Annotated in this window: 15 protein-coding genes and 1 other RNA gene; all 16 read right to left on the bottom strand. The window is 50.1% G+C overall.

The features are described from left to right. Positions 1-256: 256 nt before the first annotated feature. The 16 genes from ACFQ88_RS28295 to rpoE all read right to left on the bottom strand — a co-directional run bounded on the left by ACFQ88_RS28295 (position 257) and on the right by rpoE (position 14325). Positions 257-526 (bottom strand): pro-sigmaK processing inhibitor BofA family protein, encoded by a 270-nt coding sequence (locus ACFQ88_RS28295; RefSeq protein ID WP_379459435.1) that lies wholly within the window; start codon positions 524-526, stop codon positions 257-259. After that, a complete protein-coding gene (locus ACFQ88_RS28290) occupies positions 526-801 on the bottom strand; it encodes a DUF2508 family protein (protein WP_239630858.1) in 276 nt (91 codons plus the stop codon). Before ACFQ88_RS28290 ends, ACFQ88_RS28295 begins: the two co-directional genes overlap by 1 nt. 147 nt (positions 802-948) lie before the next feature. Further along, positions 949-1545, bottom strand: coding sequence for a recombination mediator RecR (gene recR, locus ACFQ88_RS28285; RefSeq protein ID WP_239630857.1), 597 nt, complete (start codon positions 1543-1545; stop codon positions 949-951). Between the two features lie 49 nt (positions 1546-1594). Then, on the bottom strand, positions 1595-1906 hold the full coding sequence (locus tag ACFQ88_RS28280; RefSeq protein WP_079911078.1) for a YbaB/EbfC family nucleoid-associated protein: 312 nt from the start codon (positions 1904-1906) through the stop codon (positions 1595-1597). Between the two features lie 19 nt (positions 1907-1925). Further along, complete coding sequence (gene dnaX / locus ACFQ88_RS28275; protein WP_379459432.1) at positions 1926-3656, bottom strand: DNA polymerase III subunit gamma/tau; 1731 nt, start codon at positions 3654-3656, stop codon at positions 1926-1928. 75 nt (positions 3657-3731) lie between these two features. Then, positions 3732-4793 (bottom strand): ATP-binding protein, encoded by a 1062-nt coding sequence (locus ACFQ88_RS28270; RefSeq protein WP_239630855.1) that lies wholly within the window; start codon positions 4791-4793, stop codon positions 3732-3734. A 164-nt stretch (positions 4794-4957) separates the two neighbouring features. Further along, an RNA gene (gene ffs, locus ACFQ88_RS28265) (signal recognition particle sRNA large type) lies at positions 4958-5221 on the bottom strand. Positions 5222-5271: 50 nt separating this feature from the next. Further along, on the bottom strand, positions 5272-5655 hold the full coding sequence (locus ACFQ88_RS28260) for a hypothetical protein (RefSeq protein ID WP_239630854.1): 384 nt from the start codon (positions 5653-5655) through the stop codon (positions 5272-5274). Positions 5656-5798: 143 nt separating this feature from the next. Then, on the bottom strand, positions 5799-5996 hold the full coding sequence (gene rpmE, locus ACFQ88_RS28255; protein WP_079911082.1) for a 50S ribosomal protein L31: 198 nt from the start codon (positions 5994-5996) through the stop codon (positions 5799-5801). 86 nt (positions 5997-6082) lie between these two features. Next, positions 6083-7351: a radical SAM family protein gene (locus ACFQ88_RS28250; protein ID WP_239630853.1), complete on the bottom strand. Its 1269-nt coding sequence runs from the start codon at positions 7349-7351 to the stop codon at positions 6083-6085. Positions 7352-7375: 24 nt separating this feature from the next. After that, positions 7376-8710: a transcription termination factor Rho gene (gene rho, locus ACFQ88_RS28245; protein ID WP_239630852.1), complete on the bottom strand. Its 1335-nt coding sequence runs from the start codon at positions 8708-8710 to the stop codon at positions 7376-7378. Positions 8711-8850: 140 nt separating this feature from the next. Next, positions 8851-10104, bottom strand: coding sequence for a UDP-N-acetylglucosamine 1-carboxyvinyltransferase (locus tag ACFQ88_RS28240; protein ID WP_239630851.1), 1254 nt, complete (start codon positions 10102-10104; stop codon positions 8851-8853). Between the two features lie 128 nt (positions 10105-10232). Then, positions 10233-11087, bottom strand: coding sequence for a class II fructose-1,6-bisphosphate aldolase (fba, locus tag ACFQ88_RS28235; RefSeq protein WP_239630850.1), 855 nt, complete (start codon positions 11085-11087; stop codon positions 10233-10235). 201 nt (positions 11088-11288) lie between these two features. Further along, complete coding sequence (locus ACFQ88_RS28230; RefSeq protein ID WP_239630849.1) at positions 11289-11681, bottom strand: response regulator; 393 nt, start codon at positions 11679-11681, stop codon at positions 11289-11291. A 205-nt stretch (positions 11682-11886) separates the two neighbouring features. Next, positions 11887-13488, bottom strand: a complete 1602-nt coding sequence (locus ACFQ88_RS28225) for a CTP synthase (RefSeq protein WP_379459427.1) — start codon at positions 13486-13488, stop codon at positions 11887-11889. Between the two features lie 255 nt (positions 13489-13743). Then, a complete protein-coding gene (gene rpoE / locus ACFQ88_RS28220; RefSeq protein ID WP_239630847.1) occupies positions 13744-14325 on the bottom strand; it encodes a DNA-directed RNA polymerase subunit delta in 582 nt (193 codons plus the stop codon). Between the last annotated feature and the right edge of the window lie 264 nt (positions 14326-14589).

The raw sequence follows: 14589 nt of genomic DNA, 5'->3' as shown, positions 1-14589 counted from the left end.
AAACTCTCCATTAAAGTGTCGCCGAAGCGACCGTATAACAGAGCTTGTCTTAAGCTCAAAATTCAATGCTAGCGAGAATTTGCATTCTCTATTTATCACTCACTCGTTGTTCAGTTTTCAAAGGACAATCATTTCCGTTTATCACCTTCGCACCCTATTTCTCAGTGCTTTTAGCGGCGACTTTTTTAATATACCACATATCAGCCCACTATTGCAAGTTTTTTTTGAAATAATCTTTGGATTGCTGTGGCATACATCAAATCACCCACAATTTCAGGGCGATAAGCATTAGCAAACCGGGCACGCCCAGGACACTTACCGTACCGACCGTAGCTGCATTCAGCGGCACTTCCAGACGAGTATATGGCCCGAACAGATTTAAAATATATAACAAAAACGCTGCAAAAGCAACCTGCAAGCAAAAATACCCTATCCACTGGAAGGCGCTTTTTTGACGGAACAGAGTAAATAAGAGAAGAACACCGGATCCAATCAATATGCCCCATAATATGTATTGTTTAATCATCAGCCTCCCATTGCCCTCCCCCGGTACACGTCTATGGCAGACAGATTCATTGTTTTCGCTTGCTTGATCAGCATTTCGAACCGCTTCTCCGCCGCTTCCATCGCATACACCGCGTAGTCGATTTGCTCCTTCTCTATTACATAGTCCAGCCGCTGCTGTGCATTGACCCACTCGCTGTGGGCCTTTTCGATTTCCATCAACAGCTGCAGCCCCTCATTCTTCAATAACTCCTGCTGCTTCCGATGCGCTCCCGTCAACCTGTGCCATAACTTCATTCAAGTCCCCTCCTGAAGTTTGTCCTATACGCTATATATATCTTCCATTTCGCTTTAATAGAACTCTCGCCAGGGGCTGAAGCGCAAAAAAAAGAATCGTGCAGGAAACAACGAATGTTTCACGCACGACTCTTGTTAGAACCATTACTATAATTCCCTTCTGCCCTCCAGAGCTTTGGTCAGCGTTACCTCATCTGCATACTCTAGATCTCCGCCAACCGGAAGCCCGTGGGCAATACGGGTCACTTTCAATCCAAACGGCCTCACGAGCCGGGACAAGTACATAGCTGTAGCTTCCCCTTCAATGTTCGGATTCGTAGCTAGAATAAGCTCCTGTACCCGCTCGTCGGACAGCCGTTTGAGCAAATCGGCAATACGTATTTCATCAGGCCCAATGCCCTCCATTGGCGAGATAGCGCCGTGAAGCACATGATAGTAGCCATTAAATTCTTTGGTTCTCTCCATAGCCACAAGATCCTTCGGTTCCTGTACGACGCAAATCACGGAATGATCCCGGCTCTTGTCCTGGCATATTCGGCATGGATCCGTATCGGTAATGTTGCAGCATACGGAACAGTAGTGCAAGTTCCGTTTTACATTGACCAACGCTTTGGCAAAATCGATACAATCGTCTTCCTTCATTCGCAGCACATGAAAAGCAAGCCGCGCCGCCGTCTTAGGCCCGATACCGGGAAGGCGGGAGAAGGCATCGATCAGTTTCGCTAACGGTTCGGGATAAAACAAGGAAGTAGCTCCTTACACTTTGAATTTCAACCAGACTTTCGCGTTTCTATTAGAACAGTCCAGGAATGTTCATGCCGCCGGTCAAGCGGGACATTTCTTTATTAGCCATCTCTTCAGCCTTATTCATTGCATCGTTGATAGCAGTCAGAACAAGATCCTGCAGCATTTCTACATCATCCGGATCAACCGCTTCAGGCTTGATGACGATACCGGTTACTTTCTTTTGACCGTTAACGGTAACGGTAACTACGCCGCCGCCGGCTGTACCTTCGATCGTTTTTTGCGCAAGCTCCTCTTGCGTCTTCAGCATTTGCTCCTGCATTTTCTTCACTTGCTTCATCATTTGGTTCATGTTGTTCATTTGTAAACACTCCTCGTAATCAATCTTCTTTTATTTTCACCAAATCTTCGCCAAACATTTGGATAGCCTCGTGAATCCATTCTTCCTTCGCAGCAGCCGGCTCATCCTCGGGAACGAGCTTGAGCTCTTCCTTCTTGCTCTCGACAGATACGGATTGATCTGCCGCCGCCTTCCAATCTCTCATCATGATCGTGATCAATCGAAGCGGCTTGCCCAGCACCTCGTTCATAACCTGCTCGATAAGCTGCTTGTTCGCCGGCTTCTCGGTGGTTTCCCGGTGCATGGAGCTTTTGAAGGCAACAAGCAGCGCACCGTCGTACACGGATACCGGCTCGCCGTCCACAAGCCAGGCATGGATCGTAATCTTCTGCTCCTTGACCCGGCCCAGCACTTGACTCCAGCGCTGCATGGCAGCCCTCGTCTCGTCGCTATCCTTCACGGACAAATAGCCTTCCAGCTTCTCGATCTTCTTGATCGCAACGGGAACCGCCGGCGCTCTGGAGCTTCCTCCGTGACCTGTACTCGAAGCAGCCGGAGCCACTCCCTGCTTGAGAAGCTGGGCTATCTGCTCCTCCAGCCGCTGAATACGCCCGGTCAGCTGGGATACAAGTCCGTCCGGCGCTGCATCCGCGGCCCTTGTACTCACGGCAGCCGCCCGTTCCCCTTCAGGGGAGCTGCACAGCTTCATCATGGCAACCTCAAGCAGCGTTTGAGGCTGCACGGAATATTTCATTTCCGTCTGATAATAGTTCAACGTATCCATCATCGAGATCAGCTCTTGCACGGTGAACGATTCGGCCACCTCGGCAAACGGCCGGATATCGATAATCCGATCCGTTACGGCCTGGGAGCCCGGAACCATTTTGACCATGAGCAAGTCGCGGAAATAGTACAACAAGCTCTCCATGCACTTGTCAGCGCTCTTGCCTTCCTGCATGAAGTCATCGATCAGCTTCAATACGGTGCCGACATCTCTGCGTTTAATCGCATGTACAAGCTTCTCGAACTGTTCCCCTGCCATCCCGCCGGTAATGGACACAACGTCCTCGTAAGTGATTCTTTTGTCGGAGAAAGCCCGAATCTGATCCAGCAAGCTAAGCGCATCGCGCATGCCTCCGTCAGACAATCTCGCTATGAGCCGTACCGCGTCGTCCTCGGCCTCGATCTGTTCCTCCCGGCACACTTGCTGCAGGCGCTCAACCTGCTCATCCAGCGATACACGCCGGAAATCAAAGCGCTGACAACGGGAAATGATCGTTGCCGGAATTCGGTGCGGCTCGGTGGTCGCCAATATAAACATGACGTGGGCAGGAGGCTCCTCCAACGTCTTCAGCAAAGCGTTAAACGCCTCGGTCGTCAGCATGTGCACCTCGTCAATGATGTACACCTTGTGCCGAACCTCGGTAGGAGCGTATTTAACCTTGTCGCGAATATCGCGGATCTCTTCAACGCCCCGATTGGAAGCCGCATCGATCTCTACTACATCCATAACGGCGCCTTCCGTGATGCGAATGCAATTGCCGCACTCGTTGCACGGCTCCTCAGACGGACCGTTCAAGCAGTTGACGGCTTTAGCCAATATTTTCGCAGCCGTCGTCTTCCCCGTTCCCCGCGGACCGTTAAACAAATAGGCATGAGTAAAGCGGCCTTCGCGAAGCGAGTTTTGCAAGGTTTGGACGATGTGCTTTTGACCTACGATTTCCCGGAATGCCTGCGGTCTCCACGCTCGGTATAATGCGATATGTGCCATAGCTTCCTCTCCAACCATTGTTTATCCAGTCTATTATACTACAGATGTATGGTTGAAATGAAGTGCCCTCCATCTTCATGGAAACGGAATGCTCAGTGTGAAGGTCGTGCCGAAGCCTTTCGAGGAGACACGGATATGTCCGCCGATATCATGGATAATCCGCTGGCATATCGATAGGCCCAGTCCGGTTCCTTCTTCCTTCGTTGTAAAAAACGGGTCGAATATTTTATCAATGACAAACAGCGGGATACCAGGTCCCGTGTCATGAATTTCGATATTTACTTTTCGCTCCTCAGGGTCCACCCTTTCCGTTATGGTCAACCGGCCTCCGTCGCCCATGGCTTCGATGCCATTTTTGCATATGTTCAAAAATACCTGCTTCAACATCTCCCTATCTGCTATCACCATAGGCAATTGGTCTGAAAGCTCGCATTGTACGATGACCCCATGTAGAATCGCTTCATTATTTATTATAGGCAAAATATCTCTTACCACTTGGGATAAATGGACAGAGGTATACGATACGTTCTTGGGCTTGCTGAGCAGCAAAAACTCATTGACCAGCTCGTTGATCCGGTTCATCTCCGTCAGCATGACGTCCGTATAACCGCATTCCCGCTCCAGTCCTTGCTCCGAAAGCGTTTTACGAAGCACCTGAAGAAACCCCTTGATCGAAGTCAAAGGATTGCGGATTTCATGTGCTGTTCCCGCCGCGATCTGTCCGATCATGGCCAGACGGTCGCTTCTCTGCACCTGCTCCTCCAGAGAACGAAGATTGGTTACATCTTTGAATATGATGTATGCGCCTGCAATTTGATGGTCGTCATCGCGCAGCACGTTCGAATCGAGCAGAAGCTCGTAACGTTCCTCGTTGTTCGTCCACGATAAAGCATGATTACGCACTACCACTCCGTCCAAAATGCTGCGCTGCACCATTTGATGCTCTGCCGGAAGCGTCGCAAAAATGTAGTCCAGCGGCTTCTCAAGTACATCCTTTTTTACCAGACCGAGCACTCGGCACGCCATGTCACTGATATCAATCAATTTAAAATCCGTATCTATGAGAATAACTCCCAGATTGACATCCTTGATAAAAGTTCCGGCGAATTGCTGTAGCAAATTCAACCCCCGCTGCAACGTGCCACCTCCTAAATACCCTGACTTGTCCTAGTTAACTTTAGTATACAATTCTCCTAAATTTTTCATTTTCCTTCTCTAAACGCAAAAAAACACCGTCTTTCGGCCTTCTGCGGCTCGATCGACAGTGTTCGCGCGTCCATTCTCAAGTAAAAAAAATAATACCGTGCACCTACCTTGATATTACGATCCAAGTGGAATTTTTAGTCTCGGCTCAAGTTAGGCCACCCTCCGGCACATGGAAACTCATGCTTATGGCTGCTTCCTTCCGGACCTGACCAGATTCACATGCATCCATTGCGGAGGACCCGACTCTCAACACCGATTCTAAAACCCAAGCCTTACATCGCAATACCGCGAATAGGCGTTCAACCCCGCTATAGCGGATTGCGGGTTACAGGGCACCGCTACCTCCCCGTCTAGCACGGCAAAGATAAGTATAGACGATAACAGGACAAATATCAACCTATAACAATAATTACCGCGATACGGATACTTTAACGGTATAGCGAGGCATTGCATGCGTTAGCTTCTCGGAAGCTTCCTTCTGAACGGCGGCCACCTGTTCGTCCGTCAAATCCGGCCGTACTTTGATGCGAACCGTTGCGATTGGCCCATTCATGTTGATGGTCGAGCCGGTAATGTTCGGTATCGGCTGAAGAGTGTCCTTCATCAGCTGCGTATCGGCCCTGTAATTATGGTACGTCGGACTCATGGGCATATTCGGATTTACGTCGGATAGTCCCAGCAACCCGTCCCGGGAATACGATTTGGCTTTGATTCCATCCTGCTTCTGGCATGCCGTCCCCATGCAAGCCGCAGAAGCAGTAAGCAGAAGCAGCAAAGCAATTTTGGCTTTCATAACAAAAACACCTCCTGCAAGCTATACTAAGAAGCCTGGTTGCTGAGCTTGTACCGGTTAACCGATTCAGGCTGCAACTTTGTTCTTAGGATAGCCACAGGAGGCTTGTTTATGCTGTAAAACGTCTGGAAACCGGCAATCGATTAGATGCCGTATTTCTTTTTAAATTTATCAACGCGACCGCCGGCATCAACGAATTTTTGTTTACCGGTAAAGAACGGGTGGCAAGCGGAACAAATCTCCACGCGCAGGTTTTGCTTGATGGAGCCAGTCTCAAACGTATTGCCGCAAGCGCAAGTAACCGTTGTGTTATGGTACGTAGGATGGATTGCTTCTTTCATTGCTTTCACCTCTTTTGCCCTGAAACACCATGTGAATCAGAGTTATTAAATACACACATGCGAGCATTATAGCATGTTGCCTATAGTCAACGCAAGCTGTTTTTGAGCCTGATCAAATCCTCGGGAGTATGAGTATACGAGCCCAAAACAACGCCGGGAAGCTCCTCGCGGAATATTTCCAGCATTTGCTTCATGCCGAGCAGCTCGCCTTGCGGCTTCGGAATCAGGTTCAAGTAGCTCTCGGGGTCGATGTTCAGATTGCGGAGCTGAATCAGCTTTAAGTCGGTCCGCCGCGCAAACTCGATCATCGCCTCGATCTCTTCCTCCCGGTCCGTTACGCCCGGAAAGATCAAGTAATTAATGGAAGTATATACTCCCTTATCAGCTGCATACCGAAGCGATTTCTCCACGTTCTTCAACGTGTAGCCGCGGGGCTTGTAGTAGGCGTTGTAATGATCGTCCAATGCGCTGATCGTGCTGACACGCATCAGATCCAGTCCGGCGTCCACAATCCCCCGGATATGATCCGACAATCCGGCGTTCGTATTAATGTTGATGAAGCCCATGCTCGTTTGCTGTCTCACTCTGCGCATAGCCTCAATGATGATCGGAGCCTGTGTCGAAGGCTCCCCTTCGCAGCCTTGGCCGAAGCTGATAATGCTGTCCGGCGTCTGCAAATGCTCCAGCATGACCTGAACTACTTCGTCCACGGTCGGTTTGAAATTCATCCGGGTCTGCGGAGCAGGAAACCCGCTGTCGTCCGGCTGTTCGGAAATACAGCCGAAGCAGCCCGCGTTACAGGAGAACGATACGGGAACCGCTCCCTCCCACCGGTTTAAGAACGTGTTCGACGCCGTCAGACATTCGTACCCGAGAGCGCAATTGGACAAATGCTGATACAGCCGATTATCGCTGTATTTGTCCAGCAAGTGCTTGACCTGCACCTCCAGCTCGTCCGGATCGCAGTTGCGCGGATTCCAGCGCTCGGGGTCATCGCTCTGGTGAGCGGCGACGTAAAACCGTCCGTCCTTCCAGACGGCGGCCGTATAGCCGAAGAGCGGAAGCAGCTGCGTTTTGTCGGACTTCACGTACCCCGGGATCAGAAGACGGGTGAAGCCTTGCGGCAGCAGCGCGCCAACCGCGGTGACATCGCCCGGAACCACCTCCATCTCGCCGGTTTCCGAGTTGATTCCGACAGGTCTTGTATAAGGCAGGCTGACGAGCGTCGCCCCTTCCGGCAGCGGAATCAGCTCCTCCTCCATAATGTCCGTTATCATATCTCCATTGCGGCCGAGCGCTGTATAATCGGGATGATCGAACACGTTCCCGTCGCGGTCGGCATATAGCAGATTCATGGTCAAAGCTCCTATCTAGTTGAATTACGACGCGGAGTTTTTCACTCTCTTGGAGGAAGAGGACGAGGAGGATGCAGACGCCGAGGAGCTCTGGCCCCCGCCCGAGTTCCCGCCGCCGTTTTTCTCCAGCATATCCAAAAACTCCTGATTCGTCTTGGAGTCGGCAAGCTTCTTAAGGAAGGCTTCCAAATATTCGTGAGAGTCGTTCATCCCTTTGCGGATCGCCCATACTTTATCCAGCTCTTCTTTGGTCAAGAGCATTTCCTCTCGGCGCGTACCGGAACGGCGAATGTCGATCGCCGGGAAAATCCTGCGTTCCGCCAGCTTGCGGTCCAAATGAAGCTCCAAATTGCCCGTCCCCTTGAACTCCTCGTAAATCACATCATCCATACGAGAACCGGTTTCAATAAGCGCCGTAGCCAAAATCGTTAGGCTGCCGCCTTCCTCAATATTGCGCGCCGCCCCGAAGAAACGCTTCGGACGATGGAACGCTCCCGGATCGATACCCCCGGACAATGTACGTCCTGTCGGCGGCACCACCAGGTTGTATGCGCGCGCCAAACGAGTGATGCTGTCCATCAGAATAACGACATCCTTCTTATGTTCGACAAGACGCTGAGCCCGCTCCAGAACCAGTTCGGCGACCTTGATATGATTTTCCGGAAGCTCGTCAAAGGTCGAAGCTACGACTTCGCCTTTTACCGACCGCTGCATGTCCGTTACTTCCTCCGGTCTCTCGTCGATCAGCAGAACGAACAGCTCAATATCCGGATGATTCGTCGAGATGCTGTTGGCGATTTCCTTGAGCAGCAGCGTTTTACCTGCTTTTGGCGGAGCAACGATCAAGCCGCGTTGTCCTAATCCTACGGGAGCCAATAAATCCATAAGACGTGTGGAATAGTGCGTAGGGGATGTTTCCAATACCAATTTCTTCTGCGGATAAAGAGGAGTCAAAGCCGGGAAGTGCAGCCGTTCCGCAGCCGTTACGGGATCTTCTCCATTCACGGCCTCTACATGAAGCAGTCCGAAATACCGCTCGTTCTCCTTAGGCGGCCGGCATTTCCCCGAAACCAGGTCACCCGAGCGCAAATCGAATTTGCGAATCTGGGATGCCGAAATATAAATGTCCTCGGAGCTCGGCAAGTAGTTAATCGGCCTCAGGAAGCCGAAGCCATCCTGGAGAATTTCCAGGACGCCCTGCATGAACATAAGTCCGCCCTTCTCAGCCTGCGCCCGTAAAATGGCAAAAATAAGCTCTTTCTTTTTCAATTGGCCGTAATAAGGAATTTGATGCTTTTTGGCCAATTGGTACAATTCCGTCAACTTCAGTGCCTCTAGTTGTGCTAGATGCATATCCATAATTTCCAACCACCAAACTATTATATTTTCAAGGCTTTTGAAATATACTCTAGCATTTTTGTATCGAATGAGAGTTTGTTCTATCCGTTATCGTCATAACAACTTCTAGCATTACCCAAAAAGGAACCGCCTATACGGGCCTACTCTTGCTTGCGCCAAACCTCTGCGCCCAATTCTGATAGATTCGCGACCAAGCGGTCATAGCCCCGGTCGATATACTCCACTCCGCTGATTTCGGTGACTCCGTCGACGACCGTCAAGCCCGCGATGACGAGAGCTGCGCCGGCGCGCAAATCCGTCGCCTTTACTTTGGCAGCGCTTAAGATGCTTCCCTCGATGACGGCGGAACGCCCCTCCACCTTAACCCGCGCACCCATTCGCACAAGCTCGGGAATATGCTTGAACCGGTTGCTGTAAACGTAATCGGTCAGGATGCTTACACCTTTGGTTTGCGTTAACAAGCTCGCCATCGGCGACTGCAAATCGGTAGCGAAGCCCGGATACACGAGCGCTTTGACATCTACACTCTCATAAAACGGCTGTCCGACGACACGAATCGATTCGTCCATTTCATAAATATGAACGCCCATTTCCTGCAGCTTGGCTGTCAAAGCCTCCATATGCTTTGGAATGACGTTGTCTACTATTACATCGCCGCGCGTTGCCGCAGCAGCTATCATATAAGTGCCGGCTTGAATCCGGTCCGGAATAATAGAATGGCGGCAGCCATGCAAAGAATCCACGCCTTCGATACGGATCGTTTCCGTACCTGCGCCTTTTATTTTGGCCCCCATGGAGTTCAATAATGTTGCTACATCTATAATTTCAGGCTCTTTGGCCGCATTTTCAATCAAAGTAACACCTTTGGCGCGAGAAGCCGCCAACATAATATTAATAGTTGCTCCTACGCTAACGACATCCAGATAAATCTTAGCACCGCGAAGTTCCTTGGCTTGTATATGTAAGGCTCCGTTCTCCGTGCTTACACGCGCACCCAGCGCTTCAAAACCTTTAATATGCTGATCGATCGGACGCGGTTCAAAATTACAGCCGCCAGGCAATCCGATCGTTGCCTCTCCAAATCTTCCAAGCAGCGCTCCCATCAAATAATAGGAAGCTCTCAACTTCTTGACATTGCCGTTAGGCATCGGCTTCGACCGCAGCGCGCCCGGATCGATGATCATCTGATCCTCTTTCCATTCGACTGTCGCTCCAAGCTCCTCCAACAATTCGGTATAAATGGCTACATCGCTCAATATCGGCAAATTATCCAAGGTTACCGTCGTCTCCGATAATATAGCGGCCGGGATCAAAGCGATCGCGCTGTTTTTGGCGCCGCTTATTTGAACCGTCCCACGCAGTGGACGCCCTCCGGCGACCATCAATTTCTCCATTCGTCCCTCTTCCTCCCACATGACTGCTTTAAAGCGCTAAACAGATGAAATCAACCTAAATTCAGGATGAATCGAAAAAACAATATGAAGGGAAACGCATCTTGCGATGCATTTCCCGAACAACACACTTAAGCTTGGTTGGAGCTTCCGAACAATTGAATTTTGGATTTAACTACTTCAATCATGGCTTTGCGGGCAGGAGTGAGGTATTTACGAGGATCGTACACTTTTGCGTCTTTGTTCAGCACTTCGCGAATAGTTTCGGTACATGCTACTTGGTTTTCCGTATTGACGTTGATTTTGCCAACCCCTGCTGCAATGGACTTTCTGATCATTTCGTCAGGCACGCCGGATCCGCCGTGAAGAACTACAGGTACCGGAATCGCGCTGGATACTTTCTCGATAATATCGAAGCGGATGTTAGGCTCGCCTGCATACATGCCGTGCGCCGTACCAACAGCAATCGCCAGGCAGTCAACGCCGGTTTCCTCGTAGAAACGAATCGCTTCTTCCGGTTTAGCCAAGCTTGCATTCTCTTCGTCAACGCTGATATCGTCTTCCACGCCGCCGATAGTTCCAAGCTCGCCCTCTACGGATACGCCCATTGCGTGTGCCGCTTTAACTACTTCTTTAGTCAAACGGATGTTTTCCTCGAAAGAGTAGTGGGAGCCGTCGAACATAACGGAGCTGAAGCCTGCGCGGATACATTTCATCGCTACTTCAAAGCTGCTTCCATGGTCCAGGTGCAATGCGATAGGCAGGCCGGATTTCTTAGCAGCCGCTTCAGCAATGGCAACCGTAAATTCGATACCCATATACTTTAACGCTCCTTCACTTACGCCGTAAATGAAAGGAGATTTCAATTCCTCCGCCGCTTCGACGATAGCTTGGGCAAATTCAAGGTTGTTCATGTTGAATTGACCCACCGCGTACTTGTTCGCTTTTGCCTTAGGCAAAAATTCGTTCATTGAAACCAATGGCATGTGTCTCTTCCTCCTAGTGTTCTGTATAGTGACCGAGTTAAGTGCGAAGACCGCTCTTGTGTCATACTGGGTTATTATATCATATAAAGCATGAAATGATAACCAAGCCCCCAGCTTTTTTCATTGTACAGAAAATGGTTCCGCTAGAAAAATAGAGTGTTTCTGCCATGAAATCAGAGCAAAAAAAAGAGACCCTGAATATCAGGATCCCACTGCGTATGAACTGTTGCCTGTAAGTCTCAATTGATTGTTGACAGCGTGACGAAGCTCGTCAATATCGAATGGCTTGGTGAAATGCATGATCGCTCCCAGGTCCGTCGCTTCCTTAATCATATCCAACTCGCCGTACGCAGTCATCATGATTACTTTGATGGAAGGGTCAATGCTCTTGATGTGCTTCAGGATGTCGAGACCGTCCATGCCGGGAATTTTCATATCCAGCAGAACAAGATCGGGAGAAGCGGTTCTGACAATTTCCAGAGCCAGCTTTCCGTTCGACGCTTGGTACGTTTCATACCCTTCGCTGCTGAACACTTCCATCAACAAGATTCGAATACCGTTCTGATCATCAACTATGAGCAGCTTCTTCTTCAATACGGTAACCTCCTCGTTCCGCTATCATATGTTTGTCGGATTTCCGTCCTGTCCATACTGTCCTAACAAGATTAATTCGATACGAATAGCGAATATCCTGCTTCGATTTGCGGAAAAGTTGAAAAGTTTACAAAAAAAGGAGTTTGTGAAGAACGAGCGCACATGGTGTTGATTATCAAATATGCTGTCGGATTGTGATCTATGACTAATTTTTCATTTGAAATGCCGCTTGTACGAAATGCTTGAACAACGCTTGCGGACGGTTAGGGCGAGACGTGAATTCCGGATGGAATTGCACCGCCAGGAACCAAGGGTGGTCCGGACACTCGATAATTTCAACCAGACGTCCGTCCGGGGAAGTACCGGTGATTTTCAGCCCGGCCGCTTCCAGCGCGTCGCGGTACTGGTTGTTGAACTCATAACGGTGACGGTGTCTCTCGTATACGAGCTCGTCGTCATAGCAGCGCATAGCAAGCGAGCCTTCCGTCAATTTGCAAGGATACAAGCCGAGACGCATCGTGCCGCCCAGGTCTTCGATATCTTTTTGCTCCGGAAGCAGATCGATAACCGGATACGGCGTCGTCGGATTGATCTCGGAGCTGTTCGCGCCCTCGAGCTTCAGCACGGAACGCGCATACTCGACAACGGCAACCTGCATACCGAGGCAAATGCCGAAGAACGGAACGTTGTTCTCGCGGGCATAACGGATGGCCGCCACTTTTCCTTCGATACCGCGATCGCCGAAGCCGCCAGGAACGAGGACGCCCTGCACTCCCTTCAACAGCTCGGCCACATTGTGGTCGTATACTTCCTCCGCGTTAACCCAGCGGATCTTGATTTCCGTATTGCTGTCGATTCCTGCATGGCCCAACGCTTCGACAATACTCAAGTATGCGTCATGAAGCGCCACGTATTTGCCGACAATAGCGATTTCGGTTGTATGCTTCAACGACTTGACGCGCTGCACGAGGCTTTCCCATTCCGTCATGTTCGGCTCGTTCGTCGTCAGCTTCAAATGGTTCACCACGATGTCGTCGAGGCCTTGCTCGCGAAGCATCATCGGAACCTCATACAAAGTGTCCGCATCCAGACACTCTACAACCGCCTTCTCGTCGATATCGCAGAACAGAGCCAGCTTGCGTTTCATGTCCTCGGATAGCGGGTGCTCCGTGCGGCATACGACAACATGAGGCTGAATGCCGATGCTGCGAAGCTCCTTCACGCTGTGCTGCGTCGGCTTCGTCTTGACTTCGCCGGCCGCTTTCAAATAAGGAATCAGCGTCACGTGAATGTACATTACGTTATCGCGGCCGATGTCGCTCTTGATTTGACGGATCGCCTCGATGAACGGCAAGCTCTCGATATCGCCTACCGTACCGCCGATTTCGGTAATGACTACGTCGGATTGCGCTTCACGTCCGGCACGGAATACACGGTCCTTGATTTCATTCGTAATATGCGGAATAACCTGAACGGTACCGCCCAAATATTCGCCGCGGCGTTCTTTCGTAATGACGGAAGAATAGATTTTGCCTGTCGTTACATTGCTGTTCTTGGACAGGTTAATATCGATAAACCGCTCGTAATGGCCCAAGTCGAGGTCGGTTTCCGCACCGTCGTCGGTAACAAAAACTTCCCCATGCTGATAAGGGCTCATCGTTCCCGGGTCCACGTTAATATAAGGGTCGAATTTTTGAATGGTAACTTTCAAGCCCCGGTTTTTCAGGAGCCTTCCGAGCGATGCTGCCGTAATCCCTTTGCCTAATGAGGAAACGACGCCCCCCGTGACGAAAATATACTTGGTCATGTCTAGTACCCTCCAATAATAAATAGTATTGCGCGAAATCAGTTCCCATAAACGGAAGGTAAGCAACTTCGGCGATAAACACATCACGATCCGCCGGGCTGCATGCCAAAAACTCCCATAAAAAAGAAAAAAGTCCCCCGACTTGCGCGGGGCACTTTATAGTCAAGACATACGTCATGATACGAACGTTTCAAAAGCCCAAAAAATAGTTTACTCTGATCGATGTTCGCTGTCAAGTAAAGTGGACGATCAGATTTACTTATCGTCGTCATCCTCTTCTTCGTCGAAATCTTCTTCCGCCTCTTCATCCAATTCCTCGTCGGATTCTTCGCCAAGCTCGGCATCCTCAAGCTCTTCTTCCGCTTCGTCTTCCTCGAAGAATTCCGTTTCTTCCTCGGCTTCTTCTTCCGCTTCGAAGTCGTCCTCGTCACGCACTTTGTCGAAGGAGTCGTAGTCTTCTTCCTCGGCAAAAGTATCTTCTTCCTCGGCGAACAAATCCTCGTCATCCATATCGTCGTCTTCGTCGTTGATAATGCGAGGACGCTTGCCGCTGCCGACGGCATCTTCGGATTTCTCCACAGGATACCACCGCTTCAAGCCCCACAGATTGGTGCCGACGCAGGCGAACCGGCCGTCGATGTTGATCTCTGTATATAGTTGAGCGATTACGTTCATAACATCGTCTTCAGAAAGGCCTTTAATTTTGGCGATTTCCGCCATCAGATCCCGATAATAAAAAGGCGTATTGGCCGCTTTTAACAATTCAAATGCAAGGTCCACCATCGGCATTTCTTTGGCTTGCTCCGCATTGACCTTGAGAGTGTACTGTGCACTCATCCAAGCACATCCCTTCGAACATTTTACAAGAGTCCTAACTAAGAATATCCATTATACTCATTTAGTAAACCTTATTTTATGTAAAAAAGCAACTAGCTGTCTACCCTTCCGGCCAAAAAAGAAAGAGGCGGGGGAACTATAAGTTCCCCCGCCCTTTGACTGTATCCGTGGGGGACGAAGAACAACACCCCCAACCCTTATGAACACCGAAGAGAATCGCTTCATTCTCTCTATTTATCCTATGTTCAAGTTTCCCGTATGACA

It is taken from the genome of Paenibacillus sp. NPDC056579 (genome assembly GCF_042793215.1).
Classification (GTDB): domain Bacteria; phylum Bacillota; class Bacilli; order Paenibacillales; family NBRC-103111; genus Paenibacillus_S.
Note: the sequence above shows the minus strand (reverse complement) of the source record. Positions and strands in the feature narration are given on the sequence as shown.